Origin of the sequence: Pelagicoccus sp. SDUM812002 (genome assembly GCF_031127835.1) — a bacterium.
Classification (GTDB): domain Bacteria; phylum Verrucomicrobiota; class Verrucomicrobiia; order Opitutales; family Opitutaceae; genus Pelagicoccus.
The window spans coordinates 64,093-89,918 of sequence record NZ_JARXHX010000019.1 but is presented as its reverse complement, the minus strand read 5'-3'; the positions used below and the strand labels follow the sequence as shown (position 1 = coordinate 89,918).

Genomic DNA, 25,826 nt, shown 5'->3' with positions numbered 1-25,826 from the left:
CGCAGCGAGTTTATGCCGACATTGGGCTTGCGCGCAGCGTAGGACTATGGAACCGGCTATAATCATTTTTCACCCACAGATTTTCCGGAAGACCCGAAATTAGTTAAAGAGAACCTCTTCTTTAGAACGGTCTGTGGACAAGTCGAAAGAGTCCCAGCTGGAGCTTTGCGTCGAGCGCCCTTTACTGCGATGGGTGTTCGAAGCAAAGGAGGCATGCTGGCTTTGTCCGCTGAGGATGCATTGCAGGTCGAGCACGGTTTGCTGGAGCATTTCGGCTTGGGAGGAGAGTTCCTCCGAGGTGCTTGCGGTTTCTTCGGCAGTGGCGGAGTTGGCTTGGATATCGCGATCCAGTTCGTTGACGGCTGTGTTGATTTGGGAAATACTGTTGGTCTGTTCCTGGCTGGCGGCGGAGATTTCCTTTACGATCTCGTTGACGTTGCGGGCCTTGCCGAGAATGTTATCGAAGCTCTCGCCAACCCGGTTTGAAATCTCGACGCCGCGCTCAGAGCGCTGGATCGAGTCCTCTATTTGAGAGGCTGTATCCTTGGCTGCAGCGGCGCAGCGTTGGGCGAGGTTTCGTACCTCGTCGGCTACGACTGCGAAGCCAGCGCCTGCTTCACCTGCACGGGCTGCTTCTACGGCAGCATTGAGGGCGAGAATGTTCGTCTGGAAAGCGATTTCGTCGATAGCCTTTATGATGTTGGCGATGTTGTCGCTGGAAGACTTGATTGCGTTCATCGCTTCAAACATCTCGTGCATTCCTTCGGATCCGTCTTCTGCGGCGGCTCGGGTTTCATTGGCCATGTTGCGAGCTTTGGCTGCGTTGCCAGCATTTCGCGAAGTGGTGTTTGATAATTCGGAAAGAGCTGCTGAGGTTTGTTGGATGGAGGCGGCTTGGCGGCTGGTTCCGTCGGCCAGTCCTTGGCTAGATGCTGACACCTGCGCAGCTGCGCTGCCTGTTTGTTGAGACATGGCAAGCAGGGTAGTCTCGACTTCATTGAGTGGTTTCGTGATGGCGCGGATCGCCGTAACGGCGAAGAATGCGCCGCATGCTAATCCTGCTACAAGGAGTGCAAAGGATACTGTGGAGTAGTTGCTCGCTGACGAAGTCAATTCGGCGATTTGGGCTTGAGCTTGCTCCAAGCTTTCTGCGGCCTGAACCTTTTCAGCAAGGGTTGCGACCCTCCAGGATTCCATGATGCTTACGGCGCCAGTGGCGACTATGAAAAGGCATAGGGTACCGATCAGAATGAATAGTCGGGCACTGATAGAGATGTTTTTAAGCATAAAAGGGAGGGATTTGTTTTTCTAGGCCGGGAGCGAATTTTGTTTGGTCCATTCTAGATTTGGGTAATCGAATGGACTGCTTAAATCGGCAGTAAAATTCATGTCTTGATGGGGAAAGCGCTCATATTTTTCTCCGTCCATGTGGATATTATCCCTGCATTGCACTAGGGAATGAAGTCCCCAAGGTTCGGGCTAGGCGTTTTTCTTGGTTTTTCGTCAATCAAGCGTTTGGAGAAATCGTGCTTGATTTGCATAAACATGCATAAGATAACCAACTTACTAAAGTTAAGACGATGAGTACCGCATTTGAAACCATGGAATTGAAAGACATCGACCTCGAAGGAGCTTCGGCAGAGCAGCGTGTACGCTGGGCAGCCGAGCAGTTTGGCGATGAGCTGATCATGACGACAAGCTTTGGTACCCACTCGGCGGTGATGCTTCATCTGGTGACATCGGTATTACCCGATATACCAGTCGTTTTCATCGATACTGGTTATCTTTTTCCTGAAACTTACCGGTTCGCGGCTGAGCTGACGGACCGTCTAAACCTGAACATCAAGAAGTACCAGGCTAAGATTTCCGCGGCGGAGCAAGAGGCTCTCTACGGAAAACTCTGGGAAAACGGCGAGGAAGGGCTCAAGAAATATAGCCTTCTCAATAAGGTGGAGCCAATGGATCGGGCAGTTCGTGAACTGGGTGCCAAAGCTTGGCTGGCGGGTTTGCGTCGCAGCCAAGGCGCGACTCGCAGTGAGCGCCCTGCTGTACAGGTCCAGAATAAGATGACCAAAGTTTACCCGATCATAGATTGGGATAATCGCGGGATGCACCAGTATTTGACTGCCAACGACCTGCCGTACCATCCGCTTTGGGACGAGGGTTATGTTTCATTGGGAGATTGGCATAGCACATCAAAATTAATGCCAGGAATGGCCGAAGCGGATACGCGCTTCGGCGGGGTCAAACGCGAGTGTGGACTGCACGAGCTTTCTGGCCAGTCGGATTTCCAGATTTAAGGCGAGCAACCGGACCGAAGACCGTATAGTTAAGGCTGACGCGAGAAATATGCGTCGGCCTTTTTGTCAATGTGCGCGAGGTGGTACGCCTTGTACACTGTGTGGTTTGCACGAAAAAACCGCTCTCCGGTAGCGGATGAGCGGTTTCAGAAAGTGTTTATTGAAAGAAGCTTACGCCTTTTCGATGAGTCCGGCCTTGATCGCCTTCACGCTTACCCACATACGCTTAACCTGACCGGAAGCGAGACGGACCCGAATGCGTTGCACGTTTGGACGGAACTTACGCTTGGTAGTCTTGGTTACGTGCGTGCCGATGCCGCCACTCTTTTTAGCCTGGCCCTTGCGGTGGATGATAGAGCCAGTAGTTGGTCGTTTGCCTGTGATTGCGCAGATTCTTGCCATGTCGGAAATTGGTTTGAGAAACGGGGAAGAAATGGTTGGTGCAGTGCCTTGGCAAGAACCAAATAGAATTATTTAGGTTCTGGGTGTCAGGTACTGGTTGGTTGTGCATCAGGGAGTCTAATTGCACTGAGCGCTTGGAATTTCTGTCCCATCAATGCGGGATGCATCAGCTCCTTGAGCTTTTGGCGGATAGGAGCGAAAGCGGGCAAGGTAGGGTCGAATGCTTTTTGTAGATAGTTAGGTGCTCGATGAACGATGAATGATTCCTGGCTCTGCAGGGAGGGCTTGCTGAATCCGGCCTCCTTGAGGGCCGTTTCGAGGTGATCCCAGCAAATGTGGTGCGTTATGTCCATGGATCCAGGGGCGTCGAGGATATCCGGACGTTGCTTATGTAGATAGTAGCCCCGAGCGCTACCTTGAGGGGTATCTTGAGCGATGGAGTGCCAAGTCTTTCCGTAGTCGAACGCGATGAAGGCTCCCGACCAGTTTCTCTCTATAAGATTGCGGGCGAGTGCCAAGGAGCCGGTGGGGAGGTCGACCGTATAACCGGACGGGAGGTCGCTGGGGAGGTCGTCTGTATAGAATGCAGCTTCATCACTGATGGTCGGTCGCGGCTTCCAGACGAACGTCTTACCCTGAAGTTGCACGGCGAATTCGATCCACTGGCTACCGTCGAAGCGAATCTGTCGGAAAGTTTGAGCATCGAAAAGCTCGTTGGAAAATACGATCGCTTGTGGGGGGATTTCTATCTCCTGACCGATTCCTATCGTTGAAACGCTCCTAAATGAGCTTTGGCTATCGTCGAGCAAAGTGCCGCCCGGCTCGGCTCCAACTTCGACCCAGTCGGTTTCGGCGGGGTCGAGGCCGGCTTGTTTGAGCATCGAGCAGCTGGCCTCAACTATTATTTCGGCGAACGACTCTTTGAGGCTGATTGAGGTGTAGAAATCAGACTGGGGATTTCGCCCGACGCGATGCTGTTCTCTGCGGTAGTAGCCGTACTGAGGATGGTAGAGGGCAGTTTCGATGAAGTCCGGGAGTTCGATTATGCCGTCCGGCCCCGCCTTGTTGGCGAGGGCAGTTAGGATTTCAGGAGGCTGTTCGGGCAAATCGCTCATCTGTGAAAACTGACGCTTGGGAACGAGACAGATGTGTCATCAAGAGTCACGCACTTTGATGGTCTCTATTATTGTTGCGGGAGAGAAGGGGAGTCGTAAAGCAGTGGGTAGATATGTTATTGGCCATTGAAAGTTCCTGTGACGAATCCGCCCTCGCTCTCTTCGAGCGTGGTGTGGGACTGCGTGGCGAGTGGATCAGCAGCCAAGTGTCGTTGCATGCCGAATACGGTGGCGTGGTTCCAGACTTAGCGAGTCGCGAACACCTTAACAATTTTGCTCCGTTGCTGGAAGCAGCGCGCAAGGATGTCGGATTCGAGGGAATAACTGAAATAGCAGTGACGACCGGGCCGGGGCTTGCGGCTTGTTTGGCGATGGGGCTGGCGGTTGCGAACGCTCTCTCGCTAGCGTGGAAGGTGCCAGTATTTGGAGTCAACCATCTCCGAGCTCACGCTCACTCGCCTTTTCTTCCGGTTTATGAGGACTGTCCTGAGAGATTTGATACGCTTTTGGTGGATGAGCTTTTGCCGCATTTGTCGCTAATCGTTTCCGGAGGAAATACGATTCTTGCTCGCATTGAGAAGGATCGGTCCTTGTCGATCCTCGGACAGACGATCGATGACGCAGCGGGAGAAGCTTTGGACAAAGGAGCGAAGTTGCTGGCACTCGGCTACCCCGGCGGACCGAAGTTGGAGCAGCTCGCGGATGGGAGCGACGTGAAGGCGTATCAGTTTCCTCGAGGTTTGGTAGGCAAGCCACACCTCGATTTTAGCTTTTCCGGCTTGAAGACGAGCTTGCGGTACCAGGTTGAAAAGATGGGACCTGAAGCTGCAGCGGCAGACATCGGAAATCTTTGCGCCTCATATCAGGAAGCAGTAGTGGATGCTTTGATACGCAAGAGCGACAAAGCCTTGAAAGGCGGTGGCTACAAGAGTATGGGCTTGTCGGGCGGTGTCTCGAACAACGGAGTGTTGCGTGCTCGCTTTGAAGCCTTGGGGACGAAGCGTCGCGTGAAGAGCCTATTGGCCCGACGCTGCCACACGGGAGATAACGCCGGCATGATCGGTTTTAGCCACGTATTCGAGAAACGAGTACGTCAGGACGGAATGCTAGACATCGCTCCCAGCTTGCAGCTGGACGCGACGGTGTAGAAAGCTTGGTGGATTGGATCCTGTGAGGCGAACGACATGGAAGTCGTTTCGCCAGTTTACCCATCGTAAGGGCTACTCGGATTCGGACTTTGGGGCAGCCTTCTTGGCTACCTTTTTCGCTGCTTTCTTAGCGACTTTCTTGGCCGCCTTTTTCGCTGCTTTTTTGGCAGCCTTCTTGGCCGCTTTTTTCGGTGGGACCTTATCTACGGCTGGAGCTGGGCTTGTTGGAGGCTGCTCGGGAGCGGACTTGGCGTTGTTCTCGGTCTTCTTATCTTTAGAAGGGTGGGGGGCGTCCGATTTCGAATCCTTTCGGGGATCGGATTTATTTTCAGACCGAGGCTTGTGGCTAGCTTGCTTGTCTTGGTCGGGCCGTTGGTCGCTTCTTTGTTCACCGGAATTGTTAGCATCGCTATCTTGTCGATCGCGTCCACGTCCCCTTCCGCGGCGACGTCCCCGCTTGCGACCGCGGCGTTCCTCTGAGTCGCTATCCTGGTTGTCGTCCCGCCTATCCGGTTGGCGATCTCGACGTTGGGTGTCGGAGCGCGGTTGGTCAGAATCCTCGCGAACCGGCTTTTCCTGGCGTTCGTCTCGTTGAGGTTTCTGAGGACGTTCTGGCGTTTCGTCGACTTCGGCAGGACGGTTTTTGAGGTAGGACTCAAGGCTGAAGTCTTTTGCTCCGAAGGCTTTCACGATCTGGGTGAAGGCGCGGAAGTATGGATTTTGCGTATCGGAGAGGAGAGAATAGAATATGGTTTCCGAAGGGAGGACTTGGCAGCCCATGGAACGGAGAGCGTCGAGCACGGGAGCTTCGTCTTGGGGGCGACGAGCTCCGAGGCAATCGCTCAGGAAAGTGAGGTCGATATCTTCCTCGGTCGCTTGCAATCCGGTCTGGTAGACGCAGATTGGCGTTTCGATTCCGACGATGAGGAGGTTGTAGATTTCCTTTTCTCGGAGGAAGCGTTCGATGCCGGCGGCTCCGAGCGCGGAAAAAGTTTGCTTGCTGAAGACGCGCGGGTTGCGAGCGAGCTTGTAGAGTTCGCTGTTGGTGTGACCCATCTTTTCGGGAACCTGCTCGGTGAAAAGGGTGTGTATTTTCAGGCAACGTGCGGCTTCGATGGCGAATGCGGCTCGTTTTTTGAATTCGTCCTTGTCGCTTATGGTATCGATGAAGGCGTCTTGAGCATCGATGACGAGGAGGGCTACTGAGTCTAGGATTTCTGGGCGAACCTTGCGGTTTAGTTGCATGCCTGGGTGGTGTCGGTTGAGTTTCGGGACAGGATAGCCCCGTAAGAGTCTGACCTTAAAGAGCATTCTTGGCGCTTAATCAATCCGAAGCCCGAAAATTTTCTAGCCAGTTGAGCGTGGGGAATAATAGTGGGTGCGTATGGAATGGCATATCACCCCAATCGCTCGTAAATCGTTTCACTCGGATGTGGAATTTGCGAAGGACGACGCGATCGCTTGCGCCTTGGTCAAGACTGAGGAAGGCGAGCTCGCGCGGGTGGATGTGCTCATTTCGGAAGCCAATAAGGTCGAGATGCCCGGCAAGGTGCTTTGCCGCTGGACCCAGAAGTTCAAGCCGAAGCCGAATGACGGCAAGGAAGAGGCAGAGGCCCTGAAACTAACGGCGGACAACCTTTTCATCAGCTTCTTCGAAGGCGAAGAAGAGGGGGCTCTTTCAGTGGAAAATGCGGAGTTGAAGCATTTTCTCGGCTTGATGCTAGAGCGTCGTCGGGTGTTGCGAGTGAAAGCTCGCACGCGCAAGTACACGCGCTACGTGCATCGCCCGACGAAGCGGGAGTTCTTGGTGCCGGCGGTGGACTTGGATCCGCAGTTTTTCCTGGAGAACGAGGAGAAGCTCGCTTTCTTAGTGGACGGTGCAGAGGGCGATGGCGAGGATGGTGAAACTGATAGCGAAAAGCAGGATTCGGATTCTTAGGTGCTGGTTTTGCCAACCCGGGGGTCGGTCGCTGACCTTTGTCAGCGAAGTTCGAGAAGGACTGTATTGATTTTTAGAGCGGCGGCTTTTTGCTGACGCGAGTTATCGCAGGGTGGTTGATGTCCGAGCGAGGCGAGTTCGCGGAGGAGATCGATTGCCAGTGTCTGGCAGACAGGGAGTGCGGTTGCTCCCTCGAGTTCCTGGTGGAGTCCTTGGATCGCCTGCTTAAGGTTTCGATGTCGGGAATACGGGACATGCGGGCTTCGACAGTATCGGAAGTGCTGGACTTTGGCTTTCTCAGCATAGGCGAGGATGCGTTGGCACAGCGCGTCAAGTTCGTCGCCGAGGTTGGAACATTGGTCACTCTCGGAAGTGGCTTTGTCAGAATGGGTCGAATTGGCGATAAAAGGCATGATGTGTGTGGTCGTGGGTGTAGATTCGGAAAACAAATAGCCCGAGGCTGTGAGGCCTCGGGCTAAATGAAAAAGTGGTTGCTGTCGTATAACGGTTAGTATCGACGCATGCCACCGGCCCGAAGCGTGTTTGCTTTGGTCATCATAATGATAGCGGTGGCTTTGATGTGGTTCATAGTACGAGGGTGGAAAGTACGGTCGTGGGTCTATCTGTCAAGGAGAGGCTTGCGAGGTTGGCGCATCCCGGCGAGTCTGCTGCGCGTAAGTTTCCATGGTGACTCGAATAAGCTTCCTCAGGCAAATCACTCCGCTGCTGATCTCTTTGGCCGTCATTGGTGGTCTTTCGTTCACGGTGAGGAAGTTTGAACGAGAGGCGCCGCGGCCTTTTGATCGATTGATCGTCGAGGTGTTGCCGGAGTTGCCGGACTTGACGGGGAGACCGTCCGAATTGATTGAACGGCTGGAAAACGCTCACGCAAAATTGGAGGTGGGCGAGCTGCAGCGGGAGGCTTTGGTAGAGTTGGCTTATCTCTACCACGCGAATGGTTTTTTTTCGCAAGCGGAGTCGTGCTACTTGGGGCTGGAGTCGTTCGAAACGGAGAATGCCCGTTGGCCTTACTTGCTGGGAGTGTTGAAGGAGGATCGAATGAACCAAGCCGAGGTTGCGACCCATTTTGCGCGATCGATCACCTTGGATCCGGCACGTCCGCTGTCCTACTTCAGATTGGGCGAAGCCTATCGGAAAGGTGGCGAGTTTAAGGATGCCAGAACGGCGTACGAGTACTGTGTACTTGGAGCTCCCAATGATGGCTGGGCACGTTTAGGATTGGGACGAATCTCAGTTGCGGAAAGAGAATGGGAGCTGGCGAAGGACTGGCTGGAAAAGGCCATCGATTTGATGCCTAAGCTCGAACCCGTTCGAGAGCTCCTTCCAGATGTGTATCTGGAGCTCGGAAACATTGATAAGGCGAAGAGTCTTCGTGAGGATCTGGGTAAGAGAGCACTCGTTTCCGAGCCGAGAGATGCTTGGCTTTCGTTTCTCTCTGAGCACTGCTATGATTCCTATCGCTTGTTGGAGTACGCTCGGGAGTCTCGAGCTGCGGGATTCTTTGAAGAAGCGTTGTCCTCGCTCGAGCGTGCTTTACTTTATGGAGCTGAGGACATGGTCGTGGTCGAGGAAGTCTCGAATCTGATCGAGGAGCTTCAGAGATAACGTTTCCGTCAGGCGGCCCCTTCGACCTGCAAACGTGACAGTTGTGTCACGGAAAGGCAGGCTTTTGAGCGAAACGGGGGTGGAGTGTTACAGTGACGTTACGGGTATGTTACGTGGAGGTGATAAGAGGGGTTTGCTGGGATTCTGGCCTCGCCTTTGTAATTTTTCGGAATCACTTGGCAATCAATGCAAATGGACCTGCGCTTTTTGCTCCCGTAAATCACACGCCAAATGAAATTCTCGAAACTTGCTAAAACTGCATTTTTGTCGGGTGCGCTCCTTTCTGTGCCCTTAACTCTCGAGCTCGCAGCCGAGCGCGATACTGCGGACATCCTTGTGGATGTGCTCGTCCTCAAGGGGATCCTTACCGAGGAAGAAGCTTCCGTAATCCGGCAGGAGGTTGAGGTCGTAGCTGCCGCTGAGAGGGAGCAAGTCGTGCAAACAGCTGTAGCTGAGTCGACCGCTCAAGCAGCTTCTCCAGTTGCGGCAGTTCCGATGCCGAAAGCTCTTGATGGCCTTAAGCTCTATGGCGACGCTCGTTTTCGTTTCCAAGGCGAGGATGTCGATGGCAGCAACACGCGGCAGCGCTGGCGCTATCGTGCTCGATTTGGCGCCGACTACGCGTTCAAAGATAGCGCGTACTCGATGGGAATGCGTATGGAGACTGCGAGCGCGAACGACTCTACCAATGCGAACTTTGGGGGCTTTTTTGACAAGACTGGCGACGAGCTAAGGCTCGGACTTGCTTATCTTGAATATGCTGGCGAGGAGGTGACTGTCAGCTTGGGCAAGCACAAGCACCCTTTTGTGATCAGCTCGGCATTTTGGGATAGCGATATCAATCCAGAAGGCATTTCCGAAACATTCGAATCCGGCAGCATGACCTACAACTTTGGACAGTACATCATCGACGAAGAGCGAGAGGATAGGGGGGGCAGTGACGAGTTCATGTTTGTCGCTCAAGCGAGCTGGACGAACGGCGAAGGTTTGACGGTATCCCCGATGTATCTGACTACCACGAGTGGGCAGTCATCTTTTTCAGAGAGCGCAAGTTTCAGTGGCGAGAATGCGATTACGTATTTCAGCAATTTCGATGTGCTCATGGTTCCGGTCGAGTACGAGTTTAAAAGCGGAAACGGAGTCGGTCAAAAGCTGTTTGGTACGGTTGGAAAGAACTTCTCTGGTGGCGACGCCGTCGATGATGTGGGTTCACCCTTCTATAGCGATATAGATACGGGAGACCAGGACTTGTTCTTTAATTTTGGATACCAATACGGTAGCGCGAAGAAGTCGGGTACTTGGCAGGCTGGTATCGAGTATATCTATCTCGAAGGTGCGTCATACACGCCCAACTTGTCGGATTCAGACTTTGCGAAAAACAGCCTGAACCATGCGGGATTTGTCTTAAGCTACAAGTATGCCGTTACGGACTTTTTTACAGCTGGGGTGACTTACATGGATAGTGATACGATTGACGAAGATTTTGCTGCAACAGTCGTTGCGAAGGACGACGTGAAACTCCTCCAGGTGGACGCGGCGGTTAAGTTCTAAGCCCGCTAATATCATTCAATTTTTGCTGGTCGTGCTCTTCGGTACGGCCAGCTCATCAAACCCGATCCCGTAACCTAAAAGTGACACTAAAGCTCTTGGACTGAGCATGTGTTACACGAATAATCTCGAATTTGTAGCTCATGCTATGAGCCAAACGAACATATAGAATTATGAAACCAATCAGCCTATCCCGAATCGCAAATAAAAGCGCGTTTGCCGCTCTTGCACTCAGCGTTGCTAGCCTCGTCTCTGCAGCGGAAAAAATCGTTATCAAGGGTTCAGATACTCTTGGAGCAAAGATGGTTCCTCAGCTTGCTGAAGAGTTCAAGGCGATCAAATCCAAGCAAGGTGTCGAAGTTATATTCGAGATAGCGGCTGAGGGTTCCTCTACCGGAGTCGCTGCCGTAATCGACAGCACTGCCGATCTCGGTATGTCCTCTCGTGAAGCCAAGAAGACAGAAGAGTCAAAGGCGCTCCTAAAGGGAGTCAAGATGACCCCGATCGAAGTCGCGAAGGATGGTATCGCCATCATCGCCAACGAAAAGAATCCCATGGATGAGATTTCTTCCCGTGAAGTTGAAAAGATCTTCACTGGCGACGTGATAGACTGGAGCTCGATCAATGGCGTTTCCGGCGATATTTCGATTTATACCCGTAACACGTCCTCTGGTACTTACGCTGTATTTCAGGAAATGGCTCTTCGTAAGCGAGACTACGCGGGTTCTTCTCAAAAGATGGCTGGCAACGAGCAAATCGCCTCCGAGGTTGCCAAGAATCCAAACGGTATCGGCTACGTAGGTCTTGCCTATCTAGGCACTCAAGGGATCAAGACTCTTCCGGTGGACGGGGTCACGCCTGAGAAGAAAAACTACCCTTATGCTCGACCGGTCTATTTCTACTACGATGGCAACGCCAAGATGCGTCCTATCGTAAAGGAGTTCGTTGACTTTTGCTTGAGCAAAGAAGGCCAGAAGATCGTCGAGGACGTACACTTCATTTCAATCCTCTAACTCTGAGGAGCGACTTTGCCGTAGCGGCGTTCTCTGTTTTCCTCGAGGACGTCGCTTTTTTCGACGGTGAGTAAGGTTTTGCCTCATTTCGTCCGACAGGTGGAATGCAGGTTCTTCGATTACTTAGCGGCTCGACTGTCGCATCCATTTTTTAATACCCATGGCTAAAGAATCTAAGTCCGGTCGTTACGACTTGCACTCACGCAGGAGGCGCGTCCTCGGCCTTGATAAGGGGCAGGCTTTGAAAGGCTTGTTCGGCGGAAATGCCCTCGTGTCGGTTATCGTCTTGGCACTGATCACCTTCTTTCTTTTCAAGGAAGGAGCGGGGTTCTTTGGCCAGTATCGCCATGATATCGAGCTTTATCGCAAGTCGGGTCTTGAGTACGTGGAGATTATGAAGAAGGAGACCGACTCCTTCTCGGAATTAAACCGCTACCTAAACTCCATAAGGGGAGAGCACGCATCCGTTTTGAAGGAGCGCGGACTTTCCTTCGCGGAGGCCAAGGCAGAACTCTCATCTTACGAGGATTTCATCTACAATTTCGAGGATCTTGGTTATCCTCTCCGGGAGTATGTCCTCGAAATGAACGAGGTCGCCATCGGCGCTCGAAATATGTTCGTGGAAGCCTCCAACTATCGTGAACACCGCGAAAACTTGTTAGCCCTCGGGCGTGACGAAGAGGCGGCAGAGGTAGAAGTCTTGGATGTAGACCTCAGCGTTTTTGTAGAAATGATCAAGGAGGGCGAACCTGATTTCCTCGCTTTGAACGATAAAGTCGCAGTCGGCATTATACGACTCACCGACGACCTCCCAACTATCGGAATCGAAAAGTTGGACGATAAAATGCAGCGGTTCAAGGAGCTGGCTCTCATGTTCGTCTCAGAGATGGACGGGTATGAAACGCGTCTCGCGGAGTGGGATCCTCAGGAGCCTGTCGGGATGGGGAGCGCGTTTGCCTCGTTTGTTTTTGGAAAGGATTGGGTAACCAATTCTTCGATACAAGATTGGTACGGGATTCTTCCGCTTTTCACCGGTTCGTTGCTGGTCGCCTCCATCGCCATGGTGATCGCTATCCCACTGGGAGTGGGAGCGGCGATCTACATCAACCAGGTCGCGACTCCCGCTGAACAGAATTTCATCAAGCCTTATATCGAGTTTATTTCAGCGATTCCGTCGGTTGTGATTGGATTCTTCGGCATTGCAGTGTTCGGCGAGTTTGTGCGTCAGGCATCTGGCTGGGCTATTTTCTCCGGCCTCGACGCGTTTCCAATCAGCGAGCGCCTGACTGCTTTCACGGCTGGCTGTCTGCTCGCTCTGATGGCAATTCCTACGATTTTCACCCTTGCGGAAGACGCAATCAACAATGTGCCGAAGTCCTTCAAGGAAGCGTCGCTAGCAATGGGAGCGACCCGCCTGCAGACGACAATGCGCATCATCGTCCCGACTTCTTTGTCTGGCATCATCTCGGCGATACTGCTCGGATTTGGGCGCGTGATAGGGGAGACGATGGTGGTCTTGCTCTGCGCGGGTAACCGTATCGAGATTCCGGATTTCACCGACGGCTTGGCTACTTTTTTCGAACCCGTCCATACCATGACTGGTATCATCGCTCAGGAACTGGGCGAAGTCGTAAATGGAAGCATCCACTACCGCGCCTTGTTTATGGTGGGGATGGTACTCTTCCTCCTTTCTCTCCTTATCAACTACCTGGCTCAGAAGATCGTTCTGAAGTACCAGGTTTCACGAGGCTAATTAAGCAAATGCCCGCTACCGCATCCATACGAAAAGAGCGCCCAACCGAAGGCCTCGGCTTCCACAAGAAACCGTCCAAGGCGAAGTCTACCGAGAAGGCATTCTTCTGGCTATTTCGCCTAGGCACCTATTTCATCCTGCTTTGCTCCTCCGTCATTTTCCTGACGATATTTTATAAGGGCAGCCAAACCGTTTTCCAAACTGAGTTCCCTTTCGTCAATGTGGAGTTCCTTACGGAGGCCCCGCAAACGCTTCATGTTTTTGAATACGAAGGGGAGCAATACGAACTGAGCGACAATAATTTCCGTGCCTTTGAAGAGGAGCGAGGAGTCGAGATTGATACGACTACTTACGCGTACTCGGGTGGGGGTATTTGGCCCTGTATCGTGGGCACCGTACTGCTCGTGGTGGGTGCCATGACCATTGCCCTTACGCTCGGCGTGCTCAGCGCGATTTTCCTCAGCGAGTACTCCAAGCCTGGTAAGATCCTCAATGCTATACGACTTTCTATTTTGAATCTAGCTGGCGTCCCTTCTGTCGTATTCGGGATTTTTGGACTCGGCTTCTTCGTGCTGGCTGGACCGATCTTTTCTTTCTCTCCCTTTGAAGGCTATGACTTCCAATTCTGGCCGCTTCCGATCTACTTTGGATTTGCAGGATGGAATGTCTCGCTCATTGCCGGATGTTTCACGCTCGCATTCATGGTCCTGCCGATCGTTATTTCCGCCAGTGAAGAGTCGTTGCGGGCGATTCCGCAAGGCCTTCGCGAAGCGTCGCTCGCTCTCGGCGCCAGCAAGTGGACGGCGATTCGCACAAACGTGCTGCCCTACGCTATGCCCGGCATTCTGACTTCGTCTATCATCGGCGTCGCTCGCGTAGCAGGCGAAACGGCTCCGATCATGTTCACCGCCGCTTATGCGATGCGAGACCAGCTTCCCTGGGAAGGCCTGGAAAAATGGACGGACTTTTTCTTCCAGGGCGTGATGGCCCTTCCTTATCACATCTATGTAGTAAGCGCTAAGATTCCACAAAATGAATACACTGAAAGAATGCAGTATGGGACCGCTTTCGTGTTCCTTTTCATTGTAGCTGGTATCGCTCTTGCTTCCATCCTACTGAGAATCCGCATGCGGAAAAAATATCGCTGGTAATATGGCACTCGTTAAAGACAATCCCAAGGTAATTACTTCTTCCAAGACAAGCTCGTCCATGGCCACCGAAAAGCCTGAACCCAAACGTCCGCTCATCCGCGTAGCCGATTTCGACTTCTACTACGGAGAAAAGCAGGCCCTCTTTGATATCAACATGGATATGAAGGAGAATGAGGTCACTGCCTTCATCGGTCCCTCCGGTTGCGGCAAGAGCACTTTGCTGCGTTGCATAAACCGCATGAACGACCTAGTGGAGGTCGCACGCATAGGTCGCGGCAAGATCGAGGTTAACGGAGCTGACATTTATGATCCGCGGGTCGATACCATCGAGCTGCGCAAGCGCGTTGGCATGGTTTTCCAGAAGTCGAACCCGTTTCCGAAGTCCATCTACGAGAATGTGATCTACGGCCTCCGAATCCAAGGTATTAACAAGAAGTCTGTCCTGGACGAAGCGGTGGAGCGTTGCTTGAAGGGGGCGGCTCTGTGGGACGAAGTTAGAGATCGTCTCGACACGAGCGGCCTGAGCCTTTCGGGCGGCCAGCAGCAGCGCCTTTGTATCGCTCGTGCTCTTGCGGTAGAGCCCGACATCCTGTTGATGGACGAGCCTTGCTCCGCTCTTGACCCCGTCGCAACGGCAAAGGTGGAAGAGCTAATTCACTCGCTAAAGAAAGAGTACACGATAGTGATCGTGACGCATAACATGCAGCAAGCCGCCCGTGTCTCCGACAAGACTGCTTTCTTTTACCTCGGCAAGCTCATCGAAATGGCGAAGACCGACGAGATCTTCATGAGCCCGAAGAACGAACAAACCGAAGCCTACATTTCAGGTCGTTTCGGCTGATCTGCAGGGCTATCGCCTTACTTTTTCTGTCAAATCCAATTCAACTCAAATACTGAGTTCGCACTCTGTATCCGTAATCTCACCACAGAACCATGAAACGCTATTTCCACGAAGAGCTAGAAGACGTAAGATCCCATCTGATGCTGATGGGTGAGAAGGCTATCGCCAACGTCAACCTCGCCATGCGAGCCTTGCTTGATTCCGATCTAGCGACCGCGCAGCAAGTTCGCGCTGCTGACGACCGGATCGACGAGATTGAGAAGCAAATAGACGACGAGGTAGCTCGCTACATTGGCTTGCGCGCTCCAGTCGCGCGTGATCTGCGGTTGCTGTTCGTAGCGATCAAAGCGAGCCACGATTTGGAACGGGTGGGCGACGAAGCGACAAGCATTGCAAAGCGAACTGCCAAAATCCTCAAAACGGGCAGCTCGACAGATGACCTCGGTCGCTTGCCGCGGATGTGCGAACTCGCGGTTGGAATGCTAAAGGACGCACTGCATTGTTTTATCGATGAAGATTCCACCAGAGCTATCGCAATCTCGGAGCGTGACGAGGAGGTCGATTCGCTCAATCGCGAGAACTTCCGCTACTTTTTGGACATGATGAAGAAAGATCCCAAGCGTGTCGATTTTGGCACTGAAATGGTATTCATCTCCAAGTCGATGGAGCGCATTGCGGACCACGCTCAGAACATTGCTGAAGAGGTCTACTACTTGCTGACTACCCACTCCCTCAAGGAAGTGATTGCCGATAGAAAGTCGGTCTAAGCTTTACGGCAAAGGCAAACTCGCTCCAAATTGTGGGTGAGATGAAGCATGCCCATGTTCGCTTGATTTCTATCCTTGCCGCCGAATGCTATCCATCGCAGGTGGCGGCGTGGCAGCTGGGTTCGCTTATGCGTCCGGTCTTGCTATTCGCGGGCTGCGAGACGACTGGAAACCGTATCCTTACCGTTTGCATCACCTTCTCGCGAATAGCAGTCCGCTTGCTCGAATTGGTTGCAGCACGTTAGTACGCCGGTTTTCGTATCGAAGGTAGTCTCCGATTATCGGCTCCAGAAAATCTTGCCTAAGCTACAAGGCTTTGACCAGTCTACGTGCCCCGAATTACGCCCCATCATTCAGCTATGAAGTCTACTTTTATCCTGCTTCTTTGCGCATTCCTAAGCGCTGCATTAGTCTCAACCAGCTTTGCTCAAGAGGAGAGTTCAGTATCTGCCGCCGATGTTGAACCCGCAGTAGCCGACCTCGATGCCCAGCCCAACGGATTGCAGGAAAAGCTTAAGCTTGCTTGGGTTGACGTGGAGGAAAACGGGGCGAGCATGGATAAGCTCGACCTAATTGGTGACCTCTACCTAGAGACGGGCGATGCGCCGCGTGCGGTCCTCGTATTCGAGAAAGCGATTGAAGAGTTTGGAGGGAGCGAAGTACTATTCCTGAAAATGGCACGTGTCATGGGGATCGTAGGCGGTCCCGAGCATGCGGTGAATGCTCTTAAGGTTGGGTTGGAAAGCTTTCCAGAATCGGAACAACTGACCTACGAAATCGGCAAGGCGTACATCGGTTTAAAGAAGCCTTACGCAGCGATTGCGAATCTCAAGAAAGTGATGGAGCTCACTCCAGGCAAGGAACAATATCGTTACCACTTGGCTGACGCTTATCGCGTGCAAGGAAAATGGGCGGAGTCCTTAAAGCTAGTCGATGGCTTGATCGAGGAAAGTACCGCAATCATGGATGTTTACCTGATGAAGGGTGACCTCTTGCTGGCTCAGGGAAGCCGGACCGAAGGAGTTCGCTTCTTGGAAGAGTTGCGCAAGAAACATCCTGATTCTGAGCGAGTGAAGCAGTTGTTGGTGAGGGCGTATCAGATGTATGCATACGCAGAGTCGCAGTCTGGTCGCCTTAGTCTTGCGGTTCGCAGTATCCGCAGCTCTCTCGAAGTCGAACCCGAGAATGCAGAATCGCAAGTGGCGCTAGCATCCTTCCTCAATCAGCTTGGCGAGTTCGAGGAGGCCGAATCTACCTTCAAGGCGGTCCTAGAGGACAATCCTAACAACTTGGATGCCTACCTTTTCTTTGGCCAAATGCTGGAGCAGTTGGACCGGAGTCCAGAAGCTGCAGAATTGTACCGAGCGGGTTTGTCCAAGGCTCGCGAAGGAGGGATAGAAAGTGCAGCGACAGCGTTTAAGAAACTGCTTCGCATCAAGCCCTAGTCGGCTTTGTGTTTCTCCCATCGGATGGTTTCTCTGCTCGAAAACCTTAGCGGGCTTTCCCGGTGAGTTCGAAGCCCGCAATTTCCTGGTCAGGATTTTCGGAATCGCTTTGAAAGACGATCGCGAACTGGCCTGACAGGTCTTTGTTCTTTGGATTGTAGAAGTTGAAAACGTAGTTCCAGAGGCGTCGCTTGTCTTTCTTGTCCTTGTCGGTGGGTTGGCCCATGACGTCCGATATGTCGGTCAAAGTGGGCAGTGGTACACCATGCATGGTTTCTCGGTTCATGGCTGCGGTGGCGCTTTTGCGAAGCTTGTTGATCTTGGCTTCCCCAAGGCTGCGAAAGAGCTCTACGATGAAGCCTGCAGGGATCGCTTCCAGCAGCTTTTCGTCGAAGTCAATTCGCGTCAGGAGACCCTCCTCGAAGCGTGTTCGGAAAATAATGCTGAACGGGGTGCCATCCTCGTTCTGGATTTGCTTCTCAAAGCGCCAGTTCCAGTTTTCGACCTTAGGCTCCTGAGATATTTCAGCGATGCTGCTTGGCTGGGACTCGGTGATGAAAACAAAGTCCTCGTCGCGTACTACGGGTTTCGGAAATTTGAGGGAGAGTCCTTTATCGAGCTCCACGACCACAAACTCGTCGAAGGAATAGAGCTGCCCCTTGAACTTGAGCAGGCGTATGTACACGCAGCCAGATAGAAGTGACAGAGTGAAACCGATGGCAATAGCTTGGATCAGGCGTTTTCTAAGCATTCGTGGGACGAAGGTTAGGGTGCTAATGTTAGCAGCAGTGGGGTAGCGTCGAATTATCCCCAGAGACGTGACTTTAGCAAGCATTCAGCGAATCCGTGTTTTTTCGAGGCTCGTACTAGCGGAAAAGCCCCGGATTTCACTCCTGAGTTGCGCGTCTAGCGAATTGGACCAAGGTAATGGCAGCCTCACACTTACCCCACTCGACACATGATGAACCAATTTAATCTTCGGCGTCTTGTCGCTCTCTTGCTTGTTCTCGCTTCAGCTATGGGCGCCTGGGCTCAGGATGAGGAAAGACCGATTTGGGAGCAGGAGGTGATGCTGGTCTACAGCGGCCGATCTACCGAGTTCAACCGTCTGAGGTCGTTGGGCAAAGATAACCAGCGACTCTCTCTCTACACCAACGCTCTCGATACTTTACATGGGAAAGTCCCTGTTAAGGACGGCGAAAAGCCGTACCAAATCGCCCAGCGCATGTTTCGAATGATCATCGCTGACAACGACAGCGATGCGATCGGCTTGGCTGCTGCCTATTACAATGCACGCGTAATCCAATCGAACCCTTACGAGCAGGATATCGCCGCAGCTAAAAAGCTTTACTGGAATCTCTACGAAAAGTGGCCGGAGCGCTTTTTCGGTCAGATGGCTTTCGTGAAGTATGCGACCCTGCATATTTACGATGACGACGGCAGCGGCGATGAGGTTTGGGAGCGTATCCAGAATTTGGAACCGATCGTTTCCGATATCAATATTCCGGAGCTCCGTCAAAACGTCCATCGCATTATGGGAGAAGCGTATTTCAGCTTCGAACTCGATTCGGAGCTAGCTTACGAGCACATGATCGAAGCGTATCGGTTGGGCATCCCAGTTGGCTCGATTCGCATTGAAGTTCTGGAGCGAATAGGAGCCCTAGGCGAGGAACTCGGCAAAAACGAGCGGGCACTGCTCGCCTATGATGAACTAGTCCGCTCAGCGCCCAGGCACCAGCGTTTCGCCGAATTCGTGGAATCGGCGGAGCGGCTTCGAAATCTGCTCGGCGAGGCGAAACCGGAATAGCGTTGGGCGGATATAAGTTTAGACGGGGCGTTTTCGCGGATTTGCCTTCTCATGCTTGAGATCTGCGATTCGATTGCCCAATACCGAGGGATGCCAGATAATCCGCCATCAGACGAATCAGAGGTGCTCTCCATCATGTCACGCTTCGTGCGTGGTCGTAACCTGCTCTACGCCAAGGCCGATTTCAGCCAGCTCTATGTCGACTATTACCTGCATCAGAAGGACAACGGGCTTTCTTTGAGGCCAGATTTGGATGAGAGGCTAAAGAAAGCGATCGCCCTATTTAGCCTACATTGTATCTCTCGGCCCCGAAATGATCTCTTGGCTTGGACAGTCAATTTCCAGCAGCCGCTGCACAACCTGTTTCTCGCTGGAGACACCGGTACAGGAGACGTGACAGGGCGGATTTATACGGAAGGCGTTAAGCAGGCTGAAGAAAACGTGTTCTATCAGGACGTGGTGCGCCGCAGTCGCGAGCCGCATCGTTCTATCGTCGGATTCAACGGGGCGGACATGATTCACGCAGTGGAGGAATTCTACAAGTTCAGTGAACAGCGCCCAGCTCGCTTCTTTCAGCTCGAGCCCGATGTGTTTGCTATCTTAGCTGCTCATCCAGACTACGACGAAAATTGGTTCGAGACGGTCACGCTGGAGGATATTGGCACTATCGAAGAGACGGAAGAGGTCGTCGACCTGGAGACTCGCTTCGTACGCTGGCACTGCGGTTGCAACCAAGAACGTATGCTAGGGGCCTTGGCCGCTTCGTTCAGAGCTGATCCGGAAGATCTATTCCTCGGCGAGGAGCTCATCGAAGTCAATTGTCCTCGCTGCGCGGGCAAGCATCGCGTTTCGCGCGAGATGCTCGAGGCGTATGTAGCGGACAAGGGTTAAGTTTAAGGGGCCGCTAGCCTTTCAGCTTTCTCGAAACGGCAACGATGCCGACGAGTGCCGCTGCAAGGAGAGCGAGTGTGGAGCCGGTGTCGGGAACGCGAATCTTTTCCCCCGGATCACCGTTGAAGAGTACGTTGTGCATTTCGCCGGTGCTCCATTGGGCTCCTTTGAAGGAGTTAGCGATCACTTGCCCGTCTACTTGTCCGCTGGCGAAATTGAGGTCTGCCCCGGGTGCGAGGATGGACCCCGTAACACCGATACCGAGCATTGTCAGTTCGTCCGCCTCGAAGAAGTTGAAGAGGGTATTGTCGGCGGTGTGAGTGCCGAAGAATCCCATGTTTCCCATCTCTGCGATAGTTCCGGAGATGTTGATTAGTGCTTTAGCTCCTGAAGGGACGAAGATCTTGAAAGTGTGTGCGGCGCTCAGGGTGGCAGAGTCGATGTTGAAGATATTGAGGCCACTATTGATGCCTTCGAGCGTGAGGGTGCCCCATTGCATTTGAGCGGAGCCAGTTGAGTCAAGGCTCCCCCAGTTGGTGGATTTCGCCAACAGGGCTGCTTGAGCGGCGTCGAAGTCGAATGGCAGGTTGCCCTTGCCGAGGTTTGATTGGATGGAAGAGCCGGGTGCCGAGTGGAGGTTATAGCCCGGGCTCGTATAATTGCCACCTACGTAGATGCTGCCGTTGTAGACTTGTCCCCCGCCTGAACCGTCGAGATTTCCACCGACAGTCAACTGGGCTCGGGCGGGATCGTCAGCGAAAGTTGATGTGCCGACCGAGTAAGATCCGAAGCTCGCATTTCCGCCAACGGCTACGCGTCCTTCTGTATCCGAATTCTTAAGAGTAGCATCGCCCCAAGTGATGAGATTGTAGCCGCCTGCCTCGGATAAATTGATGCTTACAGCGTTGAGAGAGACAGTCGCTAGGCTGATTCCGCAAGTAAGTGCGGTTAGGTTGAGAATTCGTGTGATAGGGTTCATTTAAATTAGGAGCGGACTTGAATTTGTATATCGCCCCATCGGCAGATTCGGATCGTCAATCAAGGGTAAAGATGGCGTGAGACATCAAAATGAATGAATATCTCTACCGAGTACGTTGAGGGCCCATCGCTCTGGGCTTAACGGATTCCGTCAGTTCTGTGTCGGCAGTTCTGACTGAGCGTTTTTTGCACCTTAGATGGGGAAATCACTCACTCGAACGTTTACAAAGTGGATCGTCAGAATTTGCATGTGTGGATGCCAAAGAAGAAAGCGCCTGCCAAGCGTGCCAAGAAATTGCCCGCTTCCCCATTGCTCTATGCGGACACACGCATGAGCGCCGATCAGCTCTACATCGGGGGCTTCAGCGTTCCCGATGCCTTCATCTCATTCAAGAAGGGTCGCAAGTGGTATGCGGTTCTTAATCAGCTCGAGTATGCTCGCGCTTTGAAGGAATCGCGCTTCGACGAGGTACTCCAGCTTGAGCTTTGGTTAGAAGTGACGCGCGAGAAATTTAAGCGAGCCAAAGTAGGATACGCAGAGCTCGTGTCGACTTTGGCGGCAGAGTTCGAAATTGAGAGCTTCAAAGTGCCGGGCGACTTTCCCAGCTCGCTGGCATTTCAATTGGTGGAGTTGGGTGTGAAAGTCGATGTTTGCGAAGGCAGCTTGTTTCCAAGCCGCGAAACTAAAAGCGAGGAAGAGCTGGCGTGGATTCGTGAAGGAAACCGCTGCAGTGCCATCGGTATTCGAGCAGCGGAAAAGGCGATCCGGCAGAGCCTAGTAAAGAAAGGTAAACTTGTGCTCGGCGGGAAGACGCTGACTTCGGAGCGGCTCCGGAGCATTATCGAAATCGCTTGCTTGGAGGCCGGTTCACTTTCCATGGATACGATTGCAGCAGGAGGCGATCAGGCTTGCGATCCTCACTGCGCGGGGCAAGGACCGCTGCGAGCGAACGAATTGATCATCGTCGACGTGTTTCCGCGTGTATCCAGAACTGGATACCACGGAGATATGACACGCACCTTTCTGAAAGGGAAAGCGAACGAAGCTCAGAAGGGGATCGTTGATGCGGTCTTCAAGGCTCAACAAGATGCGATCCAAAAAGTAAAGACGGGGGTCAACGGCAAGACGGTTCATGGGTCCGTCCTCGAAACCTTCGCGAAACTTGGATACGAAACGCGTTGTGGCGAGAGCGGCGCGGAAGGCTTTATCCATGGAACGGGACACGGTCTTGGGCTAGAGGTTCATGAGGCACCCCGTGTTTCAGTCGTTTCGAACAAGCTGAAGCGGAACGCGGTGGTGACCGTTGAGCCGGGACTCTATTATCCTGGCGTAGGGGGGTGCCGTATCGAGGACGTGGTGGCGGTGCGGGACGATGGTCCGGAATTCCTTAGCGAGTACCACTATCGCTGGCAGATCAAATAGTGCCCGAACTCGCGGAAGTCTTTTTTCACAGCTCGCATTGGAAGGCTGCCTGCGGGGAGCGTTTCGATGTGGCGTGGTTCCATTCCCAGCCGCGATGCTGTCGCGAACTCGATGCCGCAACGCTTGTCGCCTCTATCGATTCAGCGCAATTGCTATCCGGATACACGCATGGAAAGCGAATGTTATTTGCCTTTTCGGGGAATCGATTTCTGGAAGTTCATTTAGGAATGACTGGCTCGCTGCATCGTCTGCAGCCTGACCACGAAGAACTGAAGCATGATCATCTCGCCCTGAGGAGTTCGCGATCGTTGCTTGTGTTTCGCGATCCGCGCCAGTTTGGACGGCTAGCCTTGCACGAAACGGACGATGGCGAGCTTCCCGGCTGGTGGAAGGACTTGCCGCCGCAGCCGCATGATCGAGCGTTTACGCGAAAACGCTTCCACTTGCTTCTTCAGCGACGTGACAAAGCTATCGTGAAGAGCCTGCTTTTGCAACAGGAGCTTTTCCCAGGAGTGGGCAATTGGATGGCGGACGAAATTCTCTGGCGGGCTCGCTTGAAGCCGGATCGTCGTTTGGGCACCTTGAAGGATGCCGAGCGTAACGCGCTTTTCAAGGAGCTGCGCTGGGTGTGCCGTGAGGCTCTTCGAATCATAGGAAAGGACTACAGTGATCCGCCGAAACAATGGCTATTCACCCATCGCTGGCGTGATGGAGGGATTTGCCCCGTTTCGGGAGTACCTTTGCGACGAGATACGATTGGCGGTCGTACGACCTGCTGGTCACCAGAAGTGCAGCTCTGAAAAGTGGGATCAAGCGCTTCAGTAACACCTTAGGGTGCTAGTCGTCTGATAGCCCAACTACCGTCCTCTGCCATATTGTAGAAGATCCGATCGTGGATGCGGGATTTTCCGCCAAGCCAGAACTCTATCGTCTCGGGCTTAATGCGATAGCCGCCCCAAAACGAGGGGAGAGGTACGTCTCCGTCTTTGAACTTGTTCTTCATCTCCTCTAATTTCGCCAGAAGAATAGAGCGGGATGAGACCACGGCGCTTTGCTGGGAAACCCATGCTCCGAGTCGGCTGCCAAAGGGCCGACTTGCGAAGTACTTCAGGGACTCGCTAGTTGAGACGCGTTCCACGGTGCCGGTTACAATGACCTGTCGTTCGAGTTGTATCCATGGAAAGAGGACGCAGGCCTTCGGGTTGTTGGCGAGTTGTTTGCCCTTGCGGCTTTCGTAATTGGTGTAGAAGACGAATCCTTTGTCGTCATAGGCTTTGAGCAGTACCGTCCGCTGCCAAGGCTGTCCGTCCTCGTCCACGGTGGCGAGGCTCATAGCATTGGGCTCCGGTATCTTTTGTTCGACGGCGTGGTCGAACCAGATCCGAAATTGTTCGATCGGATTGGGATGCACCGAGTCTTCGCTCAGCGTGTCGTGACCGTATTCTTCTCTCAAATCCCCAAGGTCTGCCATGGGAGAAGGATCTAATGTTCAGGCTGCGTTGTGCAACGCTTTTGCCGCAAAAGCTGAACGTACAGATTGTTGTCGAACCTAAATCAGATATCGATCTGCTTCAGTGATTGCTCTGCCATCTGAGCGATGGCTTCCAGATTGCTTTGGAGCTTGAGCAGAGCGTCGTCGTCGAATAGGTTAGAGAGCTCTTCACTCTTTCCCGCCGCTCCTGTGCTTGGTGGTGTACTTGCAGCGGAGGTTGCATTGTTGACCGAAGGATTGGGATTCTGCTGCGCTGGACGGTTTTGGTAGAGTCTAGCGGAGTTGAAAAAGGGATTCGAATTGATCGGGTCCATCAGTCGTTGTCGGTAGTTGCGTTGTTAACAGTCTCGGTAACGGGCGGCGGTAGCTTGTTCCGCTTTGCTTTGTCCGTGGTGAGAGTTTGGCCATGTTGAAGGACGTTAAGCGGGAGCCGCAATAGAATTCACTGCCATTAGAGGGAACTCTCTATGAGGGCAGTTAAGGCATAGAGGATCTTAGCTTATGAATTTTCAAAATATCCTTAGCCAGCTGGGGTGTTTTAGAAGGTGACCTCAGTATCTTGGTAAGCTTGATCATTCAGAGCCTTCATTTTGAAGGGAAAGATAATGGTTTCCCCGTTTTTCCGTAAATAATCTGTTTCAAAATTTAAGGGGCCGCTCTTAGTATCTAGCGCAGTGGCTGAAAGCTCTGTAGAACCGTGGCGGACGATCTATCAAAGGCTGACCATATCCGTTCTTGAGGACTTTTATTTCAAAGGGTTGCCAGCGAGTAGATCTATGGGCATTGGGTTGAGACCTATTTCAAAATGGCAAAAGGACTCGAAAAACACCAAGCCAAGCAGGCTCAACTTAGCGCTCTTGGCAAAGACCTAACGCGGCGTTCCGGCTCGAAGTGCGAGCTTTGTGAAACTTCGGGAGTCGCATTGCGTCCTTTTCCAGTGCCACCCGAGGACGAGGCGCCAGTTGTCGAAACCTGCGTTTTTGTATGCGATACCTGCCGAGAACAACTGGAGAATCCGAAACGCATCGACGCTGCCCATTGGCGTTGCGCTGCGCGATCTGTGTGGAGCGAGGTCCCAGCGGTGCAGGTGGTGTCAGCTCGAGTGCTCGACCGCCTAGGAAAAACGGAACTCTGGGCTCGGGAAGCTCTCGAGGATGTATATTTTGATGAGGAGGTAGAGGAGTGGATAGCGAAGCAAGTACTGTAAGCGCCGCACGGATACAAGTCCTTGAGGAGCCAGAATGGCAGGCGATGGCCTCCATTCACGAAGGCGTAGTAGGACCTTACATCGATGCCTATCGGAAACGTCGGGACAGCCGCCAAAAACACCCTGTGCACGATTTCCTTTTTGCGTACTACCAGACGAATCGCACGGTGTTGCGTCGATGGAGGCCAGCTGCGCATCAATTCTTAAAAGGGGATGCCGCCGAGGAATTTCTAGCGGATAACCGGTATCAGGAGACCGAATACGGAGTAGGCCTCAATCTTGCTCAAATGGATGATTCCGCCATCGAGCGGATTCGTTGGGTGCATTCTCTTATCGGAGCAGCCCAGAATAGGCCGCCGCGTTTCAATTGCTTTGGCTTGCACGAGTGGGCCATGGTTTACAAAGCAAAGGAGATTCGCCATGAGACGACACCTTTGCGGTTGAGCCCAGAGGAACTTGCAAAAGTAGTAGAGAACAGCGTGATTCGCTGTTCACATTGGGACGCGTTCCGTTTTTTCACTCCAGAAGCGCGGCCTCTGAACGAGTTGACCCCAGGACGCGACGAGCGTGAAGAAAACGAACAGTTTGGCTGTATCCACTTCAATATGGATCTCTATCGGTGGACCTACAAGGGAAGCCCTTGGTTGGGCTCCGATTTGCTGAGGGTTTGCTTCGAGCTGGCCTTGGAAGCTCGGGAACTTGACATGCGGGCTAGCCCGTACGATCTTTCTGAATACGGATACAGCGCAATCTACATAGAATCTGCCGCTGGACGTGAACAGTATCGTGAGGAGCAGCAACGTGTTTACCGAGCGGGGCAGATCTTGGCCGCTCGCCTAAAGGCGGAATGCGAGTTCGTGCTTGAGGAACGTAAATAGGAGGCGAAAAGGCAGACCTTTTGCCACCGTACACTTGCTAAAAAACGTGCAGAGCATGTACTTTTCGGTAAATGCAGCCTCCGACGCCAATGGACGCGACAA

The 25,826-nt window shown here is 52.9% G+C and carries 27 protein-coding genes; 18 read left to right on the top strand and 9 right to left on the bottom strand.

What is annotated here, in order from left to right; translation table 11 throughout:
• Window positions 1–99: 99 nt before the first annotated feature.
• Window positions 100–1,287, bottom strand: coding sequence for a methyl-accepting chemotaxis protein (locus QEH53_RS19995; protein ID WP_309024994.1), 1,188 nt, complete (start codon window positions 1,285–1,287; stop codon window positions 100–102).
• Window positions 1,288–1,580: 293 nt separating this feature from the next.
• On the opposite strand from QEH53_RS19995, the gene QEH53_RS19990 reads away from it, so the two are divergent.
• The gene (locus tag QEH53_RS19990) at window positions 1,581–2,300 is read left to right on the top strand and encodes a phosphoadenylyl-sulfate reductase (RefSeq protein WP_309024993.1); all 720 of its coding nucleotides are present in this window, start codon (window positions 1,581–1,583) and stop codon (window positions 2,298–2,300) included.
• Between the two features lie 171 nt (window positions 2,301–2,471).
• On the opposite strand, the gene rpmB is transcribed toward QEH53_RS19990, so the two are convergent.
• Together rpmB and QEH53_RS19980 are read right to left on the bottom strand one after the other, a co-directional pair.
• Window positions 2,472–2,702 carry a 50S ribosomal protein L28 gene (rpmB, locus tag QEH53_RS19985; protein ID WP_309024992.1) on the bottom strand — a complete coding sequence of 77 codons (231 nt, stop codon included), beginning with the start codon at window positions 2,700–2,702 and terminating at the stop codon, window positions 2,472–2,474.
• An 86-nt stretch (window positions 2,703–2,788) separates the two neighbouring features.
• The gene (locus tag QEH53_RS19980) at window positions 2,789–3,817 is read right to left on the bottom strand and encodes an SAM-dependent methyltransferase (RefSeq protein ID WP_309024991.1); all 1,029 of its coding nucleotides are present in this window, start codon (window positions 3,815–3,817) and stop codon (window positions 2,789–2,791) included.
• A 113-nt stretch (window positions 3,818–3,930) separates the two neighbouring features.
• Between QEH53_RS19980 and tsaD the strand changes: the two genes are divergently transcribed.
• Complete coding sequence (tsaD, locus tag QEH53_RS19975) at window positions 3,931–4,965, top strand: tRNA (adenosine(37)-N6)-threonylcarbamoyltransferase complex transferase subunit TsaD (protein WP_309024990.1); 1,035 nt, start codon at window positions 3,931–3,933, stop codon at window positions 4,963–4,965.
• A 72-nt stretch (window positions 4,966–5,037) separates the two neighbouring features.
• Here tsaD and QEH53_RS19970 read toward each other — a convergent pair whose 3' ends face one another.
• On the bottom strand, window positions 5,038–6,210 hold the full coding sequence (locus QEH53_RS19970) for an isochorismatase family protein (RefSeq protein ID WP_309024989.1): 1,173 nt from the start codon (window positions 6,208–6,210) through the stop codon (window positions 5,038–5,040).
• 139 nt (window positions 6,211–6,349) lie between these two features.
• Here QEH53_RS19970 and QEH53_RS19965 point away from each other — a divergent pair, with 139 nt between their 5' ends.
• Complete coding sequence (locus tag QEH53_RS19965) at window positions 6,350–6,904, top strand: hypothetical protein (protein ID WP_309024988.1); 555 nt, start codon at window positions 6,350–6,352, stop codon at window positions 6,902–6,904.
• A 41-nt stretch (window positions 6,905–6,945) separates the two neighbouring features.
• On the opposite strand, the gene QEH53_RS19960 is transcribed toward QEH53_RS19965, so the two are convergent.
• Window positions 6,946–7,317 (bottom strand): hypothetical protein, encoded by a 372-nt coding sequence (locus tag QEH53_RS19960; protein WP_309024987.1) that lies wholly within the window; start codon window positions 7,315–7,317, stop codon window positions 6,946–6,948.
• Between the two features lie 271 nt (window positions 7,318–7,588).
• Between QEH53_RS19960 and QEH53_RS19955 the strand changes: the two genes are divergently transcribed.
• The 9 genes from QEH53_RS19955 to QEH53_RS19915 all read left to right on the top strand — a co-directional run bounded on the left by QEH53_RS19955 (window position 7,589) and on the right by QEH53_RS19915 (window position 17,048).
• Window positions 7,589–8,530: a hypothetical protein gene (locus tag QEH53_RS19955; protein WP_309024986.1), complete on the top strand. Its 942-nt coding sequence runs from the start codon at window positions 7,589–7,591 to the stop codon at window positions 8,528–8,530.
• A gap of 231 nt (window positions 8,531–8,761) precedes the next feature.
• Window positions 8,762–10,081: a putative porin gene (locus tag QEH53_RS19950; RefSeq protein WP_309024985.1), complete on the top strand. Its 1,320-nt coding sequence runs from the start codon at window positions 8,762–8,764 to the stop codon at window positions 10,079–10,081.
• 170 nt (window positions 10,082–10,251) lie between these two features.
• Complete coding sequence (locus QEH53_RS19945) at window positions 10,252–11,091, top strand: phosphate ABC transporter substrate-binding protein (protein ID WP_309024984.1); 840 nt, start codon at window positions 10,252–10,254, stop codon at window positions 11,089–11,091.
• A 160-nt stretch (window positions 11,092–11,251) separates the two neighbouring features.
• Complete coding sequence (pstC, locus tag QEH53_RS19940) at window positions 11,252–12,844, top strand: phosphate ABC transporter permease subunit PstC (protein ID WP_309024983.1); 1,593 nt, start codon at window positions 11,252–11,254, stop codon at window positions 12,842–12,844.
• A gap of 8 nt (window positions 12,845–12,852) precedes the next feature.
• On the top strand, window positions 12,853–13,995 hold the full coding sequence (gene pstA, locus QEH53_RS19935) for a phosphate ABC transporter permease PstA (RefSeq protein WP_309024982.1): 1,143 nt from the start codon (window positions 12,853–12,855) through the stop codon (window positions 13,993–13,995).
• 58 nt (window positions 13,996–14,053) lie between these two features.
• Window positions 14,054–14,836 (top strand): phosphate ABC transporter ATP-binding protein PstB, encoded by a 783-nt coding sequence (gene pstB / locus QEH53_RS19930; RefSeq protein ID WP_309024995.1) that lies wholly within the window; start codon window positions 14,054–14,056, stop codon window positions 14,834–14,836.
• A 92-nt stretch (window positions 14,837–14,928) separates the two neighbouring features.
• Window positions 14,929–15,603, top strand: a complete 675-nt coding sequence (gene phoU, locus QEH53_RS19925) for a phosphate signaling complex protein PhoU (RefSeq protein ID WP_309024981.1) — start codon at window positions 14,929–14,931, stop codon at window positions 15,601–15,603.
• Between the two features lie 41 nt (window positions 15,604–15,644).
• On the top strand, window positions 15,645–15,848 hold the full coding sequence (locus QEH53_RS19920) for a hypothetical protein (protein WP_309024980.1): 204 nt from the start codon (window positions 15,645–15,647) through the stop codon (window positions 15,846–15,848).
• A gap of 114 nt (window positions 15,849–15,962) precedes the next feature.
• Window positions 15,963–17,048 carry a tetratricopeptide repeat protein gene (locus tag QEH53_RS19915; RefSeq protein ID WP_309024979.1) on the top strand — a complete coding sequence of 362 codons (1,086 nt, stop codon included), beginning with the start codon at window positions 15,963–15,965 and terminating at the stop codon, window positions 17,046–17,048.
• A gap of 46 nt (window positions 17,049–17,094) precedes the next feature.
• On the opposite strand, the gene QEH53_RS19910 is transcribed toward QEH53_RS19915, so the two are convergent.
• Entirely contained in the window at window positions 17,095–17,799 is a 705-nt protein-coding gene (locus tag QEH53_RS19910) for a hypothetical protein (RefSeq protein ID WP_309024978.1), read from the bottom strand.
• 207 nt (window positions 17,800–18,006) lie between these two features.
• Here QEH53_RS19910 and QEH53_RS19905 point away from each other — a divergent pair, with 207 nt between their 5' ends.
• Together QEH53_RS19905 and QEH53_RS19900 are read left to right on the top strand one after the other, a co-directional pair.
• Window positions 18,007–18,855, top strand: a complete 849-nt coding sequence (locus tag QEH53_RS19905) for a hypothetical protein (protein WP_309024977.1) — start codon at window positions 18,007–18,009, stop codon at window positions 18,853–18,855.
• 90 nt (window positions 18,856–18,945) lie between these two features.
• Window positions 18,946–19,746 (top strand): Hsp33 family molecular chaperone HslO, encoded by an 801-nt coding sequence (locus QEH53_RS19900; RefSeq protein WP_309024976.1) that lies wholly within the window; start codon window positions 18,946–18,948, stop codon window positions 19,744–19,746.
• 13 nt (window positions 19,747–19,759) lie between these two features.
• On the opposite strand, the gene QEH53_RS19895 is transcribed toward QEH53_RS19900, so the two are convergent.
• The gene (locus tag QEH53_RS19895; protein ID WP_309024975.1) at window positions 19,760–20,725 is read right to left on the bottom strand and encodes a choice-of-anchor A family protein; all 966 of its coding nucleotides are present in this window, start codon (window positions 20,723–20,725) and stop codon (window positions 19,760–19,762) included.
• Between the two features lie 255 nt (window positions 20,726–20,980).
• Between QEH53_RS19895 and QEH53_RS19890 the strand changes: the two genes are divergently transcribed.
• Both QEH53_RS19890 and QEH53_RS19885 read left to right on the top strand, forming a co-directional pair.
• Window positions 20,981–22,147 (top strand): Xaa-Pro peptidase family protein, encoded by a 1,167-nt coding sequence (locus tag QEH53_RS19890; protein WP_309024974.1) that lies wholly within the window; start codon window positions 20,981–20,983, stop codon window positions 22,145–22,147.
• The gene (locus tag QEH53_RS19885) at window positions 22,147–22,947 is read left to right on the top strand and encodes a DNA-formamidopyrimidine glycosylase family protein (protein WP_309024973.1); all 801 of its coding nucleotides are present in this window, start codon (window positions 22,147–22,149) and stop codon (window positions 22,945–22,947) included. Before QEH53_RS19890 ends, QEH53_RS19885 begins: the two co-directional genes overlap by 1 nt.
• A 29-nt stretch (window positions 22,948–22,976) precedes the next feature.
• Here QEH53_RS19885 and pdxH read toward each other — a convergent pair whose 3' ends face one another.
• Both pdxH and QEH53_RS19875 read right to left on the bottom strand, forming a co-directional pair.
• Window positions 22,977–23,618 (bottom strand): pyridoxamine 5'-phosphate oxidase, encoded by a 642-nt coding sequence (pdxH, locus tag QEH53_RS19880; protein ID WP_309024972.1) that lies wholly within the window; start codon window positions 23,616–23,618, stop codon window positions 22,977–22,979.
• Window positions 23,619–23,701: 83 nt separating this feature from the next.
• Window positions 23,702–23,953, bottom strand: coding sequence for a hypothetical protein (locus QEH53_RS19875; protein WP_309024971.1), 252 nt, complete (start codon window positions 23,951–23,953; stop codon window positions 23,702–23,704).
• 491 nt (window positions 23,954–24,444) lie between these two features.
• Between QEH53_RS19875 and QEH53_RS19870 the strand changes: the two genes are divergently transcribed.
• Both QEH53_RS19870 and QEH53_RS19865 read left to right on the top strand, forming a co-directional pair.
• The gene (locus QEH53_RS19870) at window positions 24,445–24,846 is read left to right on the top strand and encodes a hypothetical protein (RefSeq protein WP_309024970.1); all 402 of its coding nucleotides are present in this window, start codon (window positions 24,445–24,447) and stop codon (window positions 24,844–24,846) included.
• A complete protein-coding gene (locus QEH53_RS19865) occupies window positions 24,822–25,724 on the top strand; it encodes a hypothetical protein (RefSeq protein WP_309024969.1) in 903 nt (300 codons plus the stop codon). The genes QEH53_RS19870 and QEH53_RS19865 overlap by 25 nt, the downstream gene beginning before the upstream one ends.
• The last annotated feature ends 102 nt before the right edge of the window (window positions 25,725–25,826 follow it).